Annotated in this window: 11 protein-coding genes; 9 read left to right on the top strand and 2 right to left on the bottom strand. The window is 65.1% G+C overall.

Features of this window, described 5'->3' with window-relative positions; translation table 11 throughout:
* Positions 1-67: 67 nt before the first annotated feature.
* Entirely contained in the window at positions 68-928 is an 861-nt protein-coding gene (locus BLT40_RS05915; protein WP_043693829.1) for an aldo/keto reductase, read from the top strand.
* Positions 929-1,035: 107 nt separating this feature from the next.
* Here BLT40_RS05915 and BLT40_RS05910 read toward each other — a convergent pair whose 3' ends face one another.
* A complete protein-coding gene (locus BLT40_RS05910; protein WP_079521927.1) occupies positions 1,036-2,334 on the bottom strand; it encodes an NAD(P)/FAD-dependent oxidoreductase in 1,299 nt (432 codons plus the stop codon).
* A gap of 190 nt (positions 2,335-2,524) precedes the next feature.
* On the opposite strand from BLT40_RS05910, the gene argS reads away from it, so the two are divergent.
* From argS to BLT40_RS05895, 3 genes are all read left to right on the top strand, one after another.
* On the top strand, positions 2,525-4,285 hold the full coding sequence (gene argS / locus BLT40_RS05905) for an arginine--tRNA ligase (RefSeq protein ID WP_176809114.1): 1,761 nt from the start codon (positions 2,525-2,527) through the stop codon (positions 4,283-4,285).
* Between the two features lie 93 nt (positions 4,286-4,378).
* Positions 4,379-5,155 (top strand): cyclic nucleotide-binding domain-containing protein, encoded by a 777-nt coding sequence (locus tag BLT40_RS05900; protein WP_255363954.1) that lies wholly within the window; start codon positions 4,379-4,381, stop codon positions 5,153-5,155.
* Positions 5,156-5,204: 49 nt separating this feature from the next.
* The gene (locus tag BLT40_RS05895; protein ID WP_255363953.1) at positions 5,205-5,822 is read left to right on the top strand and encodes an OmpW/AlkL family protein; all 618 of its coding nucleotides are present in this window, start codon (positions 5,205-5,207) and stop codon (positions 5,820-5,822) included.
* A 43-nt stretch (positions 5,823-5,865) separates the two neighbouring features.
* Here the strand turns inward: BLT40_RS05895 and BLT40_RS05890 are convergent, their stop codons facing one another.
* Positions 5,866-8,811, bottom strand: coding sequence for a TonB-dependent receptor (locus BLT40_RS05890; RefSeq protein ID WP_090352189.1), 2,946 nt, complete (start codon positions 8,809-8,811; stop codon positions 5,866-5,868).
* A 633-nt stretch (positions 8,812-9,444) separates the two neighbouring features.
* On the opposite strand from BLT40_RS05890, the gene BLT40_RS05880 reads away from it, so the two are divergent.
* The 5 genes from BLT40_RS05880 to BLT40_RS05860 are packed head-to-tail and all read left to right on the top strand — an operon-like array spanning position 9,445 to position 17,941.
* A complete protein-coding gene (locus BLT40_RS05880; RefSeq protein WP_255363952.1) occupies positions 9,445-12,249 on the top strand; it encodes a TonB-dependent receptor in 2,805 nt (934 codons plus the stop codon).
* Positions 12,250-12,251: 2 nt separating this feature from the next.
* Positions 12,252-14,246, top strand: a complete 1,995-nt coding sequence (locus BLT40_RS05875; protein WP_090352186.1) for a beta-galactosidase — start codon at positions 12,252-12,254, stop codon at positions 14,244-14,246.
* Entirely contained in the window at positions 14,243-15,622 is a 1,380-nt protein-coding gene (locus BLT40_RS05870; RefSeq protein ID WP_036113464.1) for an APC family permease, read from the top strand. The genes BLT40_RS05875 and BLT40_RS05870 overlap by 4 nt, the downstream gene beginning before the upstream one ends.
* The gene (locus tag BLT40_RS05865; protein ID WP_239709019.1) at positions 15,601-16,548 is read left to right on the top strand and encodes a carbohydrate kinase family protein; all 948 of its coding nucleotides are present in this window, start codon (positions 15,601-15,603) and stop codon (positions 16,546-16,548) included. Before BLT40_RS05870 ends, BLT40_RS05865 begins: the two co-directional genes overlap by 22 nt.
* Positions 16,526-17,941, top strand: a complete 1,416-nt coding sequence (locus BLT40_RS05860) for a family 4 glycosyl hydrolase (protein ID WP_036113462.1) — start codon at positions 16,526-16,528, stop codon at positions 17,939-17,941. Before BLT40_RS05865 ends, BLT40_RS05860 begins: the two co-directional genes overlap by 23 nt.
* Positions 17,942-17,975 lie beyond the last annotated feature (34 nt).

The raw sequence follows: 17,975 nt of genomic DNA, 5'->3' as shown, positions 1-17,975 counted from the left end.
TTTAAACGTCTCATCGCGTACCAATGTGTGTCTGTGACTTTCCTCGTTCCACTCATGGAGTCATACGATGACAACCCCCAACGCAGCAGCAAGCGGCACGTTCAGCATCGGCGGTGATCTCGAGGTCAATCGCCTCGGTTTCGGCGCCATGCGTATCACCGGCAAGGGCATCTGGGGCGACCCGGCGGATCCCGCCAAGGCGCGGGCCACGCTGGCGAAGCTTCCCGAACTCGGGGTCAACCTCATCGACACGGCGGACAGCTACGGCCCCTACGTCAGCGAGGATCTGATTCGCGAGGTCCTGCACCCGTACAAAGGCCTCGTTATCGCGACCAAGGGCGGCCTTACGCGTCACGGTCCCAACGTCTGGCCCCCGCTGGGCCGTCCGGAATATCTGCGCCAGTGCGTTCTGATGAGCCTGCGCCGTCTCGGCGTCGAGCGCATCGACCTCTGGCAGCTGCATCGCATCGACGCGAAGGTGCCGCGCGATGAGCAGTTCGGCGTGATCAGGGACATGCAGAACGAAGGGCTGATCCGCCACGTCGGCCTGTCCGAGGTCAACGTCGAGGAAATCGAAGCCGCCTCGAAATTCTTCAAGGTCGCGACGGTGCAGAACCTCTACAACCTCGGTAACCGCCAGAGCGAAGCGGTGCTCGACTACGCCGAGAAAAACGGCATCGGTTTCATTCCGTGGTACCCGCTGGCGGCGGGTGAGCTGGCGAAAGAGGGCTCGCTGCTGTCGAAGATCGCGAAGAAGCTCGGCGCGACGGACGGTCAGGTGGCTATTGCGTGGCTGCTGAAGCGTTCGAAGGTGATGCTGCCGATCCCGGGTACCGGCGATCCGGGCCACCTCGAGGAGAACGTCAAGGGTGCGAGCATCGAGCTGTCGCAGGAAGACTTCGAGGCGCTGGAGCACGCGGTGAAGTGACGTGCTTCGGGTGAGTTGAGGGATCCGGCCACCGCCAGCAGGACTGGCTTCCACCCAGGCCGCCCGGCCCAGGTGGAAGTCGGCTCCGCCATCGAAGCCCGCTGGCCTCAGTGCAACTTCACCGGAGGCAGCGTCGTGTTCCGCAGCCAGTCCGCCAGCCACAGTGCCGTCGCACGGGGCCAGCCGTGCAGCGTCGCGCGATGCCTCTGCTGCAGTGACACGTACACCAGCTTCGCCAGCCAGCCGCGCATCGGGATCACCGACTTATGGCGGCCCGACGGCAATTCGCCGGTCGCCTGGCGTACGCCGAGGGAGACGAGCGTCCCCTTCGAATGGAAGACGAACGCTGCGGGCGTTTCGCCTCGCGACACCTTGATCAGCGCGTCCGACAGATACGTCGCCTGCTGATGCGCGGCCTGTGCCGTCGGCGGCACGCTGCCTCCGTCGGGTGTGGCGGTGAACGCGCAGTCGCCGAGAGCGTAGATACCCTCGACGCCCTTCGCCGCGAGGTGCTCATCGACGACGATGCGCCGGTCGCGCGACAGCTCGAAATGGCCGAGGCCCTTGACCATGTCATGCCCGGTGACGCCCGCGGCCCAGACCTTGATGTCGCAGGGAATGACGCTGCCATCGGACAGGTGGAAAGCGTCCGACTCGACGGCGTTGACGCCGACGCCAAGGCGCAGGTTGACCTTCATGCGCTCCAGGATCTGCTGCGCGGAAGCCGACGTGTCCGGATCCACGGCGGGCAGCACGCGTGGCGCCATATCCATCAGGGTGACGTCGAGTTTCGCGGCGGAATCCAGTCCGCCATAGCGATGCATGTCGTTGAAGGCGTGGTGCAGCTCGGCCGCGAGCTCGACACCGGTGGCGCCCGCGCCGACGATGCCGACGCGGATGCGCTTGTCCGGGTCGCCCGCGCTACGCAGCGCGAGGGCCAGGATCTTGCGGCGTAACGCGATGGCCTGGGCCGGGCTGTCGAGCATGTCGCAGTTCTCGAGCACGCCAGGCGTGCCGAAGTCGTTCACGCGGCTGCCGAACGCCAGCACCAGGGTGTCGTACGTCAGGCTCCGCGGTGGCAGGATCAGCTCGTCCGTGTTGGGCAGGTGCACCGCCTCGAGGTCGATCGTTTTTTCCGCGGCGTTCAGGCCCAGCAGGGCCCCCGGTTCGAAGCGATAACCGTGCGCCTGCGCGTGCGCAAGAAAAGGCACCGCTTCTTCGCCGTCGCCCAGCAGGCCGGCGGCAAGCTCGTGCAGCCGCGGCTTCCAGAAATGGCTGGAATCGCGGTCGACGAGCGCGACATCGAAGGCCTGGCTCTTGCCCAGCCGGGTGGCCAGTTCGATGCCGGCGGCACCGCCGCCGACGATCACGACGCGATGTGCGCCGGGCCGCTTGGTTGAGTTCATTGCGAAGTCTCCGTATCAGTCTGAAACGAGCATACCCAGCGTATCGTTCGCGGCTTGCGAAGACCCACCGTGTCGTGTAAACAAAGCGCATGTCCCCGCGCATCCTTCTCCGACGACGAATCGCCCAGCTCGCACTGAGCTGAGCCGACGGCGCGCCATGCGCCGCCTTTCATCGTCCCTGGAGAAACCCATGTGCCTGTCCCCGGCGTCGCGGATCGACGTCCTGCTTACCGCTGCCTTCCTGTCGCTCGACCTGCCTGTGGCTCTCGCCAGGGCGGTGCCCGCCGCACGCCCGGACCTCGGCGATTTCCAGTGCAACGGCGCGCTTGCTGCCGCGGCGCTCGTCGGCCGGACGGGGCGCGCCATCGCGGAAGATATCGCCGTGTACCTGCGCCAGGAACCGGCTTTTGCCGAGGTTAGCGTTGCCGGTCCGGGTTTCATCAACCTGCGGCTATCCGCCGCGTTCATCGCGCAGGGTCTTGACGCCATGGCCGCGGATGACCGTCTGGGTATCCCGGATGAAGGCCGTGCGCGACGCGTCGTGCTCGACTTCGGTGGTCCCAACGTCGCGAAACCGCTGCACGTCGGGCATTTGCGCTCCCTCGTGCTTGGCGAGAGCCTGCGGCGGATTCATGCGGCACTGGGCTGGTCGACGCATGCGGATGCGCATCTCGGTGACTGGGGCTTGCAGATGGGCATGTTGAGCGCGGCGATACGCCGCACGGACCCGACCCTGGCGTTCTTCGATTCCGAGGCGGTGGCGCCGTTTCCCGCGACCGCGCCGGTCACGCTCCGTGAACTCGAACGGCTCTATCCCGAAGCCGCCGCGGCGTGCCGGGAGGACCCTGGCCGGATGGCTGAAGCCCGCGCGGATACGGCGGCCTTGCAGGCGGGCGACCCGGGACTCACGGCGTTATGGCGTTCGTTGCGTGCGCTTAGCCTGAGCTCTCAGGCAGCCGACTTCGAGCGGCTGGGCGTGCGCTTCGACGCTCTGGATGGCGAGAGCGACGTGCGGGATGCGATCGCGCCGCTGGTCGCCCGGCTGCGGTCGTGCGGTGTCGCGACAGCAAGTGAGGGCGCCGTAGTCATTGAAGTCGCCGAACCCACGGACAGCTCGCCGGTGCCGCCGTTGCTGCTGGCAAAGAGCGACGGCGCCGCCCTTTATGCGACGACCGATCTGGCAACGCTCGAGGCTCGTGCGTCGGTGCCCGGGTTGGCGCGTGTCGTATACGTCGTCGATCAACGGCAGGCACTGCATTTCGAGCAGGTCTTCCGCGCGGCACGCAAGGCGGGCATCGCGCACGATGTCGAACTGGTGCACGCCGGTTTCGGCACGGTGAACGGGCCTGACGGTAAACCCTTCAAAACGCGCTCGGGCGGCGTGGCGCGGTTGGCCGATCTGCTGGACGACGCCGTCGCCCGCGCCGCGGAGCGCCTTTCCTCTTCCGGCTACGGCATGGACCTGGACGGTGCGCAACGCGAGACGCTCACGCGCCAGGTGGGCATCGCCGCCGTGAAGTTCGCCGATCTGTCGGGGGATCGTCTCTCGGGGTATGTCTTCGACCCCGGGCGCATGGTCGCGTTCGAGGGGCGCACGGGTCCGTACCTGCAATACGCCTGCGTGCGCCTGCGGTCGTTGCTCGCCAGGGCCGCCGGTGAGGTCGTGGGGCCCGCGCAGGCGTCGGCGCCGGTGGAGCGCGACCTCGCGCTGCATTGCCTGTCATTCGGTGACACGGTGTCGGAAGCCGCCCGGCTGTATCAACCCGGCGTACTTGCGGCTTACGCGTATACGCTCGCCCAGCACTTCAGCCGGTTCTATGGCGAGTGCCCGGTGCGGGCCGAGCCAGATCCGGCCACGCGCGCTTCGCGGCTGGCCCTCTGCGTGCTGACCGAACGCGTGCTTACCCGCTGCCTCGACCTGCTGGGTATCGACGTGCCGCTGCGGATGTAGGAGGACCTATCGTCGCAGGCACCGCGCATCCGGCCTCCCCACGCGCGCGCGCCTGTTACCGTCCGTTCGACCTATCGCATCGGGGTAACTGAGATGACCGAGTTGCACGACGTCGCCACGCGCCACGGCTGCGTGGCCTGCGGGCTGCACGACGTCTGCCTGCCCGCCGGTATCGAGGGCGAGGCGCTCGCGCGCGTCGACCGTATGACCCGGGACCGCCGCACGCTGGTCCGGGGCGAGCCGCTGTTTCGTCAGGGCGAGGTGTTCCACTCGCTTTACGTCCTCCGATCGGGCGCGACGCGCAGCACCATTGCGGACGCCGAAGGCATGCATCAGGTCATCGGCTTCGGGTCGCCGGGCGATATTCTCGGCGTGGACGGGCTGCTCGACGAGGCGTACCGCACCGAGGCGATCGCGCTGGAGCGCAGCACGCTGTGCGAGGTACCGTTCGCCCGGATGGAAGCGGCTCTGACCGAAGTGCCGTCGTTGCACCGGCGCATGTTGCGCGTACTCAGCGGCGAGGTCGCCGCCGATCAGGATCATCTCGTGGCCATGGGGCGGCAGTCGGCCGTTGAACGCGTCGCCTTGTTCGTGCACGGCCTGGTCGAAAAGCAGGGCAGGTTGTCGCGGCAGGGCGATTGGCTCCGGCTGTCGATGTCACGTGCGGACATCGCCAATTACCTTGGTCTTGCCGTGGAAACCGTGAGTCGTGCGTTGGGGCGCATGGAGGAGACGGGGATGCTGCAGGCCAGTGGTCGCACGCTGCGCATCCTCGACCGCGCGATGCTGTCGGCGATGGTTTCCGCGGCGCCGTTGCGATCGCAGGAAAAACTGACCGCGATCAGGAAACGCGCGGCAATGAATTCCTAACCTTTGTCTGCCGACCGGTTGCGGTCGGGACAGAATGAAGGAGTTTTCCGTGCGTAACCTGAAGAACGTCGCCATCGCCGGCCTGCTGTGCATGGCTCCCGTCACCGGTACGATCGCCCAGTCCGTCGACAATCCCTGGATCCTGCACGTCGGAGCGCATGTCGTCGACCCGCGCTCCGACAATGGTCACCTCGCGGGCATGAAGGCCAGCGTCGGCAGCAGCACGCGTCCGACCCTTAGCCTCGAATACCTGTTCACGCCCGAATGGAGCGTCGACGTGCTCGCAGCCGTTCCGTTCCAGCACAGCGTCCGCCTCAACGGGCAGCGCGCCGCCACCGTGAAGCAGCTGCCGCCGACCGTCGGCGTGAATTATCACTTCCTCGCCGGACGCCCGGTCTCGCCCTTCGTCGGCGTCGGCGTGAACTACACGCGCTTCTTCGACACGAAGGGTCGTGGCGCCTTGCAGGGCGCCAACGTCGACCTCGACAGCAGCTGGGGCATCGCCTGGCACGGTGGCGTGGATATCACGCTCGACCCGCGCTGGACGCTCACGGTCGACGCCCGTTACATGGACATCGATTCAAAGGTGAAGGTCGGCGGCGCCTCGGTGGGTACCGCGCATATCGACCCATGGGTGTATGGCTTCAGCTTTGGGTATCACTTCTGACGACAAGATCCGGATGGCTGCCTCGCCGCCCGGATACTCCCCATCAGAGCTTGTAGTTGAGCCCGAACATAACCGTCCGCCCGTACGTATCGAACTCAAGCGGCCGTGCGACCTTCACGTTGTTCGGCAACGCGGCGATCTGCTGCGTCTTCATCGGCGAATCGGTCAGGTTGTTGACCTGAAGAAGAATCGACAGCCCGTTCCATGTGCCATGGTCGAAGGCGTAGCCGAGCTGCAGGTCAGTCTGCTTGTCCGCCAGCACCTGGGTGTATCCCAGCTGGTCGAACAGGGCGACGGCCTCACCGGTGAAGGACGAGCGGTAACGTTCCGCCACGCGTACCGACCAGCCGTACTTCTCGTAGTACAGAGCGAGGTTGGCGACTTTGCGGGACAAACCGGGCAGGGTCGACGGGCTGCCCGGGATGCTCGACACGGCGCTGACCGGCAGGGTGCTGTTGGTCAGCGAGAAATTGGCCTGCACGCCGAAGCCGTCGAGGGCCGGGGTGACGAGACCGCCTTCCAGCGACCCGGACAGTTCCAGGCCCTGCATCTTGCCGCCGGTACCATTTTCCGGGCGTGTGAACGAGCCGATGGTGCTGGTCGGCGTGAGTGTCGGGTTGTCGTTGACGTAACGCGAGAAGTCGTAATCCAGCGTGGTCTGGTTGTAGATGTAATTCAGCAGATTCTTGTTGAACACCGCGGCGGCGACGTAGCTCGCCGTGCCGAAGTATTTTTCCCATGACAGATCCGCACCCACGGCGATATACGGCTTGAGCTTCGGGTTGCCGCCGCTGCCGGACCAGAGCACCTGACCCGCGCCCGGACCGTCGAGGACTTCCGCAACGCCCGCCGAGGTGGCGACCTTTTCGTCGTCGATGCGTCCGCGCGCCATGGTCTTGGCCAGGCCGAAACGCAGGAACTGCTTGTCGGCGATCTCGGCGGCAAGGTTCAGGCTGGGCAGGATCTTGCTGTATTTCGCGCCATCGGAGATGCGGCCGACCAGCGTGTTGCCGTTGGTCTGGAGGGCTTCCGACGACTGATCGGTCTTTACGCCCTGCACGCCGACGTTGCCGCGCAGCGGAATGTCGCCCAGATGCGTGTCGATATTGAACTTGACGTAGGCGACAGGGACTTTCTCTTCGACCGAATAGTTGCGACTCCAGTCCGATTGACCGTTGCGCTGGGTCTTGTAGTACTGGCTGTTGAGGGCCTGCAATACGTCGTAGTTGACGACGCCGGGAAAGCCGCCATAGCTCAGATCGGTGATGCCGCTGAGCGCGGACGGATCGATGGGAGCCGCGAAACCGGGCAGGTAATCGGCCGACGTCGATCCGTTACCGTTGAGCCAGGCAAAGTACACGTCGGCCTGCTTGGTCTTCTTGCGATCGGAGTAGTTCACGCCGATGTTGACGTCGCTGAAGATCCAGCCCACGGGATGGCTCACTTCGAGGCGGAACGCCTTGATCGTGTCCTTCTGCTTGTCGAACTCTTCGCGGCCGTCATAGCCGTAGTTGTTGGGATCGGTGAAGAACATCGCCGAGGGATCGGCGAAATTCACCCCGGGACGAAAATCCGGAAAGTGCTCGTGGATCGGCGTAGCGAAATCGGTCGACGATGTCGCCTGATCCGGAAGGCCGGCGAACAGGTAGGCGTCGTGCAGGTCCTTCTTCGCGCTGGAATAAGACAGATCGGCCGTGAGGGCCCAGCCGTTGCCGAAGTCGTACTGGTTGTTCCAGCCCGCGGAGAAGAGCTTGTCGTGTTCTTTCGTGTAGTCGTTCTGCAGGATCGACTTGAGGCCGTCGATGTGACCGGTAGTAACGATCGGATAGGGCAGTGCGGGGACCACGCCCACATTCGAATACGAGACGTTGTCGTAAGGGCTGCTCGACCACTGCGCGCCGTTGAGATACGTCTTCTGATTGAACGTCGAGTAGTAAAGATCGAGCGTGGAGTGGTAGTGATCGTCCGGTGCCCACTCCAGCACGGTCATCAGGCCGTTGCGTAGCTGGTTCTCGGACTTCGCACGCAACTGCGCGCCTTCCTGTGAGAGCACGTTGTCCGGCAGGCCGGGCGTGCGCGGCGCGCCCCAGTTGTTCTCCGCGCCCTGCGATCCGTTGTTGAGACTCCACCACCACGCCTGATACTGCTTTTCCTGCACGGGCGAATCCAGCTGCGCGAAGCCGACCGCCAGTCCCAGCGTGTGGTCGAAGTACTGGTCGATATACGAGAAGCTGACGCGATGACCCGCATCGCCCACGCCGGAGCCGTGATTGAGGCTGCCGTTGGAATTTGTCTCCCCGCGCACGTTGGCGGCGAACGTCCGCTTGGGCAGATCCAGCGGCTTGATCGTGTGCAGATCGACGGTGCCGGAGAGACCCTGGCCGATGAGGCTCGCATCCGGTGTCTTGTAGACGGCGGCGCCGCTGATCAGTTCGGACGGATACTGGTCGAAATCGACACCTCGGTTTTCGCCGATCGTCGCCTGCTCGCGACCGTTCAGCGTGGTGCCGGCGAAGTCGGGCGACAGGCCGCGAATGGAGATCTGGTTCGCGCGCCCATCGACACGCTGCGTCGCAAGGCCGGACAGGCGCGCCAGACTCTCGGCGATGCTGCTGTCGGGAAGCTTGCCGATGTCCTCGGCGGAGATCGCTTCAATGATGTTGTCCGAATTGAGCTTGGCCTTGAGTGCGCTCTGGATGCTGCCCTGAATACCCGTGACGACCACCGCGTCGAGGTTGCTTGCGGCATCCGGATTGGCGGCGCGTTTGTCCTTGTCGCTCTGCGGAGCCTGCGCGGCGGTAGCTGACGTGGCTGCCGGCTTCGTTGCGGGATTCACGGCAGGCTTCGCCGTATCCTGCGCCGTGGGCGTTTGCTCGTGCGCGGTGGCGATGCCGCCGCACAGCAGCGAGAGCGCGGCGGCGCATGCGACGGCCAATGGCCGGCGTGGGGTGGCGGGCACGGCACGGCCCTGCGTCTGTCGACGATTCATCGAGATCCCTGCGATTACGTTGAGTGAGCGGCGCACCCCTGTTCACGCCGCCGCGCGAGAATGCGCGCCCCTTGCGTCGGTGTCATCGTGCGTCGCAGCAGAATCCTGCGGCCTGGTTCATACGGGCGCAAAGTCTCGTGGTGCGTTGCAATAGGCGGACGTCTATGCATTTTTGGCCGTTGACGCCCTTTTTACAGTGCGCTATATGTTGCTCCACGCGGTGCGTTCAACGAACGTCATACCGCGTATTCCTCCGGCATCCTTGGGGTATGCCGGCACGCAGCTCGCGATGAATGACGGACAGACCGCTACGATGCGTCGCCCCGATTCCAATCAGAACGCCAGCTGCGCCTTCGCAGGTCGTCCGTTCGTGCATGTGAGGGCCGATGGCCTTCCGATCCTTGCGCGAAACAAACTCAGCGCCCTGCGTTCCCGCGGCAAGTGTGTCGCCGGCTACTCGCCCCCGCGAATCTCCCTCTGATCGTCCGACCAAACTGATCGGCACGTTCACCCGTCCGTCGTGATGTCGACGCATGCCCGCTGACGTGAGCGTGCACGAGCCTCCATGTCCGGACCGCGCGACGAACCCGCTGGTCAGCCTTTTTCAGAGCACTTTCGGGGTGGGGGTGGATCGTGGGTATCGAAAAGGTTTTCAACAAGAAGTGTCTGGTCGTGGCCGTGTGTGCGGTACTGGCCAATGTGGCGTTTGCGCAGGACGCTGCGCCAGCGTCGTCAACGCCGCCGCCGGTCAAGGCGGCTACGGATACGAAGGACCCAGCCGCCAAGCCGGACAAGGCCGTGCAGATGAAGGCGCTCAGCGTGGTGGCCAACCGCTACGACGCCACAAACATGCGCATGGATTCCATCAACACGGTGGACGTGCTGTCGGCGGCCGACCTGCAGCACACCGCCGTGCACAACGTGGCGGAGGCGCTGGGCCTGATGTCGGGTGTCAACGTAACGACCACGGGCTCCGGCTACTTCGGCGGCATCGACGGCGCGGCGCGCGGCGAGGGCATGTTCACCTCGGTGCGCGGCCTGCCGTCCGAGTACAACGTCAACCTGGTGAACGGCAGCAACGTGGCCCAGGGCATGCCATATAGCCGCAGCGTCCAGCTGAGCCTGCTGCCACCGTCGGGCTTGCAGACTATCGTACTCAACAAGACCTCGACCGCCGACATGGACGGCGACGCGATCGGCGGGACGATCGACTTTCGCACGCCGAGCGCGTTCGACTTCAAAAAGGATTTCAGCGGCAGCGTCACCGCCAGCGGACGCGTGGAAAGCCGTGCGCGCGACTACGGCGGCAGCGGCCTCGGCAGCGGTCTGGCCGCAGAACTGCAAGGCAAGTTCGGTGCCGAGAAACAGTTCGGCATTTACGTAAGCGGCTATTACGACTACCGCAACATCGCCAACAGCGAGATCGGTGCGGCGGAAAGTGCGTCCAACGACGGTTCCTGGGCATTTCTTCACGCGACCGCGGAAGGCGACAGCGCGCCCGGGTACGACCCCGCTCACAACCTGACCAGCCTCGGCAGCAACGTCGGCATCGCGTCGGGGTTCGAGCGCCGCTACGGCGGCAATATCTCGTTCGACTGGAACGTGGACCCGACGCTCAAAGCCTATGCGCGAATGACTTACGCGTATGCGCTGACCGAGCAGAACACCACGTATAACCAGCTTTTGCCGCAGGACGTGACGTACGTACCGACCTCCACGCCAGGCGTGTACACGCCGAACATCGGACGCATCGCCAACCGCTTCTGGTTCGAGACCAACCCGGAGCGGGCAGACCTGGCCACGATCCAGTTCGGTGCGGACAAGACCGCCGGCGGATGGACGATTTCGCCCAATGTCTTCTGGAGCATCGGCCGCAACGACCGACCCGAGCACGTCGAGATCGACGGGCGCGAGGACAAGTATTCGCAGGACAACTTCGCGTATAACCGCAGTTCGCTGCTGAGCTACGGCGGCAACGGCTTCCCATACCCCGTGCTTGCGCCGGGTTTGCAGAACTCCGTCAACAACGTGCAGAACATGTACGCCAACGATTATGGCGAGGTCACCGACATCCGCTCCGGCCAGAAGCGCGGCGGCGCCAAACTCGATCTGCGCTATGACTTCGACAGCGGCGTGCTGCAGTCGGTCAAGTTCGGCGTGAAGTACAGCGACAGCTCGCGTGAGTTCACCAACCGCGACTGGTCGACCGGCGGCATCAACGACGGAACGACGACACTCGACGACCTCGGCATCTTCAAGGGCTATTACAATCAGATTTTTCCCGGCAAATTCGACTGGCGGACGCCGGAAGTCAGTCGTGCCGCGGTCGCCGCGCTCATCGCGGCCCACGTCCAGCCGTCGGATCTGGATACCTGCGGCCAGCTGGACTTCAACAACTACAACTGCGACACCATGCGCGGCACGGAAGCGGTCAGTGCCGCGTACGGCATGGCCACGTTCCAGAGCGGTCCGTGGGAGATCATTCCCGGTGTGCGCTTCGAGCACACCTCCATCCACAACACGTTCTGGACGACGCCGACCGACGCCGACGGCAACGAGGCGCCGGGCTACTTCTCCAATAACCGGACCATCTACAACGAGCCGCTCGGCAGCCTGTTCATCAATTTCCGCCCGGACGGCAACATCGTGTATCGCGGCGCGATCTGGCAGAGCTACACGCGACCGGCCTTCGTGCAGCTGGGCGGCGGTTCGCAGATCAGTGTGTCCGATGGCGTGACGACGATCACCAGCGGCAACCCGAACCTGAGCCCGATCAAGGCCACCAACGTGGATCTGGGCGCCGAGTGGACGACGCAGAGCGGCGGTTACGTGTCCCTGGCCAGCTACTACAAGAAGCTGCGCAACTACATCTACGACAGCGGCGGCGGCCAGGCCAATCCGAACACGTCCGGTGTGGGTACCGTCCTCACCAAGACGCCGACCAACGGCGGGGACGGGCATGTCTACGGTCTCGAAGCCACGTACAGGCAGAAGTTTCAGAATCTGCCTGAGCCCTTCGACGGCCTGGGCTTCAGCGTCAACGCCACGCGGCAGAATTCGAAGGTCGACCTGGGCCGCGACGGCTTCGAGAACGAACGGCTGCAGTCGGCTCCCCAGCGCATGGCCAACGCGGAGCTGTTCTACGAGAAGGCCGGTTTTTCGCTGAACCTCAGCTACCACTACACGGGCTCCTACCTGTCGACCTACGACTTCCTCAATCAGGGCAATCCGTGGGACGACCTGTGGATCCGTCCGATCCGCCGCGTCGACCTGCATGCGGGTTACCTCATGAATAACGGCCTGCAGTTCGATTTGCAGATCAGCAACCTGACCAAGCAGTACTCCTACTGGTCGCACATCGGCAGGAACAGTCTGGCCAACTCCGATATCGTGGATGCGGGCATGACCACCCTGTTGACCGTGAAGTACTCGTTCTGAGCATGCAACGACGTCGGTTCCTCGCTCTGTCCTTGCTCACGCCGCTGGCGTTCGCCGGTCGCGCGTGGGCGGGGCCGTCCGGTGCCGCCGCTTCGGCGGTGGCACCGGACGGGCGCGGACATGCGTTCGCCTTCGGCAAGCGTACGTTTCTCCTCGACGGGAAGCCGTTCCAGATACGCAGTGGCGAGATGCATCCGGCGCGGATCGCGCGTGAGCACTGGCGCCATCGCATCCGTATGGCGCGTGCAATGGGTCTCAATACCGTGGCGATCTACGTGATGTGGAATCACCACGAGCGCGAGCCCGGCGTGTTCGATTTCGAAAGCGACAATCGCGACATCGTGGCCTTCATCCGCTTGTGCGCGGAGGAGGGGATGTGGGTGTATCTGCGCCCGGGTCCGTACATCTGCGGTGAGTGGACGAACGGCGGTCTGCCGGCATGGCTCCTGCGCGATCCGGATACCCGCCTGCGCACGCGTGACGATCCCCGTTACATGGCGGCGGTGCGTCGCTATATCGCCGCGCTCGCACCGCGTATCGCTCCGCTGACGGCAGGGGCGGGTGGTCCCGTGCTGATGTTGCAGGTCGAGAACGAGTATTCGATGTTCGCCGACGATGTCGGCTATCTGGAGGCGCTGCGCGACCTGTGGCGGGAGCACGGCATCGCGGGACCGTTCTCCGTGTCGGATGGCTGGAAGGACCTGCAGCGGCGTAAGGCCTATCCGAAAGGCATGGCGCTTGGCCTCGACGGTGCGGACGTCGCGGACATGCTCAAGGGCCGGAGCTTCGCGGGCGAGTCGCCCGTGTGGCTGGGCGAGGGTTATCCCGGCTGGCTTACGCACTGGGGTGAGCCGGCCTTCGCGACCAGGGACCTCGTCGAGCCGCTTCGGGAGATCATGCGCGCCGGGTATTCCTTCAACCTGTATGTGGTGCACGGCGGGACCAACTTCGGTCTGACCGCGGGAGCCAATGCGGAGGACGACGGCTCGCAGTTCCAGCCCGTCATCACCAGCTACGACTACGGTGCACCCATCGATGAGCGGGGGCGTGCCACGCCGCACTACGCGGCGTTGCGCCGGGTGATCGTGGAGAGCGCGGGAGTCACGCCGCCCGCGATGCCCGAAGCTCCTCCCTCGGCAACGTTTTCACCGGTGACGCCTGTGCCGTTCGCGTCGCTCTGGGACAACCTTCCGGGCGAGCCGGTCAGGCTGCCATCGCCCGGTCCGAACGAGATCCTGTTCGGCCAGGATCAGGGACTGGTCGTTTATCGCAAGCGGATCGCCGCCGGCAGCGTTCTGCGGCTGGAGAACGTGCGCGATTATGCCGTCGTGCATGTCGATGGGCGTGAAACGGCTGTCGTGTCACGGGTCGAGCATGCGTCGCTCAATTCGCGGCCCGATGTGACGCTGCCTGCGCGTGCCTCGGGCGAGGCGACCGTCGAGGTCCTTGTCGATACCTTCGGCCACATCAATTTCGGGCCGCGGTTGGGTGACCACAAAGGGCTCATCGGGCCGGTGACGCTCGATGGTGTCGCCCTGCATGAGGTCGAGGCGTGGCCGTTGCCGCTGGACGATGCGTGGGTTCGCGGTCTCAAGCCGTTGAAGGCGGCACCGTCGCGAGGTGGGGTGTTCTTCAGGGCGGCGCTTCATGTGGATGTACCTGGCGACGTTTATCTCGACATGAGTGGGTGGGTGAAGGGGTATCTGTGGGTCAACGGGCGGTTGCTGGGGCGGTACTGGAGTGTCGGGCCGCAGCTTCGGTTGTTCTGTCCGGGTCCGTGGTTGAAGGCGGGGGAGAACGAGGTGCTGGTGTTGGATCTGCATCGGGTGGAGGGGGCGGTGATTGCTGCTGCCGATAGTTTGCATGGGGTGGGGCAGGCACCGGTCGCCAGCAGGGCTGGCTCCTACCAGGAGCAGGACCCCGCAGCCCGGTGGGAGCCGACCCTGTTGGCGTCAGGTGCTGGCCGAAGCTACTCAGAAACGGGCCGCGAATCATGAGAGCGACAGCCACCCCGACCGCGAACGCGGTAGCGCCAGGAACATCCGCCATACCGCCGCGAGCCATCGGCTTCTGGGGCGGGCTTTCCGCCAACGTCCTCAACATGATCGGCATCGGGCCGTTCGTGACCATCCCGCTCGCCCTCTCGGCCCTGGCGGGACCCTCGGTGCTGCTGGGCTGGGTCGCCGGCGCACTGCTGTGCCTCTGCGACGGCCTGGTCTGGGCCGAGCTCGGCTCCACCATTCCCGAATCCGGCGGTCCCTACCATTACCTGCGCGAGGCCTATGGCCGCGACAAAGCCGGCCGTCTGTTCGGTTTCCTCTACCTCTGGCAGACGCTGCTCACCGCGCCGCTTTCCATCGGTTCGGCGGCGGTGGGTTTCGCCCAATACGCGGGCTTCCTCATCCCGTCCCTGGGGGAAACGGGCAGGGCGCTCGTCGCCGCCGGCTTGTGTCTGCTCAACACGGCCGTGCTCTATCGGCGGGTGGGTCAGATCCAGCGGCTGTCCGTGCTGGTCAGCGCGATCGTCGTGATCGCGTGCGCATGGATCGTGATCAGTGGCATCAGGCACTTCGACATGACGATCGCAAGCCACTTCTTCCAGGCACACGTCGACTCATCTCACGGGTTCTGGCTGGGCCTCGGCGCGGTCGCCCTGATCGCGGTGTACGACTACGGCGGTTACAACAACGTCTGCATGCTGGGCGGTGAGGTGAAGCGGCCGCGGCGCACCATTCCGATGGCGGTGCTCGTTTCCATTCCGCTGGTGGCCGTGCTGTATCTGGGCCTCAACCTCAGCATTCTCGGCGTACTGCCCTGGGAGCAGGCGGCGCACTCGAAGGCCGTGGTCGCCGACTTCATGCAGGCGATCCACGGTCGCACGGGCGGCACGCTGGCCGTGCTCCTGATTCTTCTGGCCAGCTGGGGATCGGCGCTGGTGGTGTTGCTGGGCTACTCACGCGTGCCGTACGCGGCGGCGGCGGACGGCCAGTTCTTTCCCGTCTTCGCGCGCCTGCATCCGCGGGGCGGGTTTCCCACGGTGTCGCTCCTGTTCGTGGGTGCGACGTCCGCCGCGGCCTGCTTCCTGTCACTGGAGCATCTGATCGCGACGCTGATGGTCACGCAGATCCTGTTTCAGTACATCGCGCAGTGCTTCGCCGTGGTGGCCCTGCGTCGTCGCCGCGCCGACGCCGACGTGTTTCGCATGCCGCTGTATCCGCTGCCGCTGGTCGTCAGCGTCATCGGCTGGCTGTATCTCGTGGCGACGGCGGGCACCTCGTCCATCGTCGCCGCCGTGGTCGCGGTCCTCGCGGGCACGCTTCTTTTCCTGTGGCAAGCACGGAGGTCCCGCACGTGGCCATTTCCCCATCGCTGAAATCATGGGATGTCGCCGTCGTCGGAGAGATCTACGCCGATCACGTCTTCAGCGGCTTTCCCTCCTGGCCCGGCCCCGGCGAAGAAGTGATCGCCGAGAACTACGTGCGCGAACTCGGCGGCGGCACGATCAATACCGCCTGTGCCTTGTCGCGGCTCGGACGCCGTGTCCGCCTGGTCGGACTGATCGGCGATGCCGATCTCGACTGGTTCGAAGGCCGTCTGGGCGAATTCGGTGTCAGCATGGACGGTATCCGGCTGGGCAGCGACGGTACCGGCATCACCGTGAGCGTCTCGACGGTGGAGGATCGATCGTTTTTCACCTATCCCGGCGTCAACCGCTCGCTCCCGGAACTGCTGGCGACGTCGGAGATCGTGGCGGATCTGTCCGCCGCCCGTCATGTGCATTTCGCCATGCCGCTGCCGCGCGACCTTGCCTCGACCCTGCTTCCGCTGTTGCGTGAGGCGGGGTGTACGACCTCCCTCGACGTCGGCTACAGCCCGGCGTGGCTGCAAGACCCTGTCAACCGGCTCAGTTGCCGCGATGTCGACCTCTTCCTGCCCAACGACAAGGAAGTCGCGCTGTTATGCGGCGACGACGCCCCCTCGTCCTATGAGGCCTGGTCCGCCGCGGCCGGTATCGCTCGTGCCGTCATGAAACAGGGCGCCCGTGGTGCGTGGATCGCCGATGCACGCGGCCTGCGCCGGGTGCCGGCGCCGCGCATCGAAGCGGTCGACTCCACCGGTGCGGGCGATGCCTTCGACGCGGGCGTCATCGACGGGCTGCTCGATGGCGAGTCCATCGATGGCTGCGTCGAGCGCGGTTGCATCTGCGGGGCGTTGTGTACGACGGCCGCCGGCGCCCTTGAATCGCTTCCCCATCCCCAGCCATTAAGGACACTTCGTGAGCAAACGTACGGATCGTAAGATCGCATTGATCGGAGGCGGCGGTGTCCGGTCTCCGCTTGTCGTGTTCGGCGTCAACGAAGCCGCCGAGGCGCTCGGCGCGGCCGAAATGGTCCTCTACGACCCCGATCCCGAGCGGCTGCGGATCATGGTCGGCCTGGGCAATGCCGTGATCCGTCGCTCGGGCGGCGCGCTGCGGCTGCGTGGTGGCACCTCGATGGAAGACACCATCGAGGGCGCCGACTTCGTGCTCAACAGCATTCGTATCGGCGGTATCGCCGGCCGCGCCGCCGACGAACGCGCATCCATCGCGCAGGGATATCCCGGGCAGGAGACGACGGGCCCCGCCGGCGTCGCCATGGCCCTGCGCACTATTCCTGTCGCGATAGAACAGGCGAAACTCGTCGAAAAGCTGAGCCCGCAGGCGTGGCTGGTCAACTTCACCAACCCCGCCGGCCTGATCACGCAGGCCGTGACCGATCATAGCAAGGCCCGCATCGTCGGCATCTGCGATACGCCGACGGAGCTGTTTCACAACATCGCGCATGCGCTGGGTGAGCCGGCCGACGAGGTCGAGTGCGACTACGTCGGCCTGAACCACCTCGGCTGGGTACGCGGCGTGCGCGTTCGGGGCGAGGAGGTCATCGACACGCTGCTTGCCAGTGATGACCTGCTACGTCAGCTCTATCTTGCGCCGTTGTTCGACTTCGACATGATCCGCACGCTGCGGCTCATTCCCACGGAGTACCTTTTCTTCTACTACGAGCGGCAGCGCGCGCTGGACAACCAGCGCAGGCAGGGCGGGAGTCGCGGTGGCGAAATCCAGCGACTGAACGACGATCTGCTGGCGACGCTCACGGCGCGTCTGGACGCGGGCGACGGCGATGCAGCCGTGGATATTTACGCCGCGTACCTCAACCAGCGTTCCGGCTCGTACATGAAGCTCGAAGCCGAGGGTGGTTCCGCGTTCGATCAGGGGGTCAGCCTGCAGGTCGACCCCTTCCGTGTAGCGACCGGTTACCACCGCATCGCCATCGACGTGATGAGCGCGCTGACCGGTGCGAAACCGGCGCGTATCGTCGTCAACACGCGCAATCGTGGCGCCTTGCCCGATCTGCCCGATAACGACATCGTGGAGATCGCGTCGGATATCTCGCTGGACGCGATCGTGCCCCGTCCCATCGCGCCATTGCCGGATGCGGTGAACGGTCTGGTGCGCTCGGTCAAGGCGTACGAACGTGCCGCGATCGCATCGGTGCTCAACGACCGCCGTCTCGAAGCACGCAAGGCGATGCTGATTCATCCGGCCATCGGACAGTGGACGCCGTCCGGGGACTTGCTCGACGCCTTGCTGGGTCATGCGAACGAAGACGGCGAATGTCTCTGTCAGGGACCCGTCCATCGCCATATATGACGCGATTCATCTCATGCACACATTCGGATCATTA

This window comes from Dyella sp. 333MFSha, from assembly GCF_900102405.1.
Taxonomy (GTDB): domain Bacteria; phylum Pseudomonadota; class Gammaproteobacteria; order Xanthomonadales; family Rhodanobacteraceae; genus Luteibacter; species Luteibacter mycovicinus.
Note: the sequence above shows the minus strand (reverse complement) of the source record. Positions and strands in the feature narration are given on the sequence as shown.

Bases quoted from the DNA above. Each gene is read 5' to 3' on its own strand.
- BLT40_RS05915 (WP_043693829.1), top strand. From the start codon at position 68: ATGACAACCCCCAACGCAGCAGCAAGCGGCACGTTCAGCATCGGCGGT.
- BLT40_RS05910 (WP_079521927.1), bottom strand. From the start codon at position 2,334: ATGAACTCAACCAAGCGGCCCGGCGCACATCGCGTCGTGATCGTCGGC.
- BLT40_RS05870 (WP_036113464.1), top strand. From the start codon at position 14,243: ATGAGAGCGACAGCCACCCCGACCGCGAACGCGGTAGCGCCAGGAACA.
- argS (WP_176809114.1), top strand. From the start codon at position 2,525: ATGTGCCTGTCCCCGGCGTCGCGGATCGACGTCCTGCTTACCGCTGCC.
- BLT40_RS05890 (WP_090352189.1), bottom strand. From the start codon at position 8,811: ATGAATCGTCGACAGACGCAGGGCCGTGCCGTGCCCGCCACCCCACGC.
- BLT40_RS05875 (WP_090352186.1), top strand. From the start codon at position 12,252: ATGCAACGACGTCGGTTCCTCGCTCTGTCCTTGCTCACGCCGCTGGCG.
- BLT40_RS05900 (WP_255363954.1), top strand. From the start codon at position 4,379: ATGACCGAGTTGCACGACGTCGCCACGCGCCACGGCTGCGTGGCCTGC.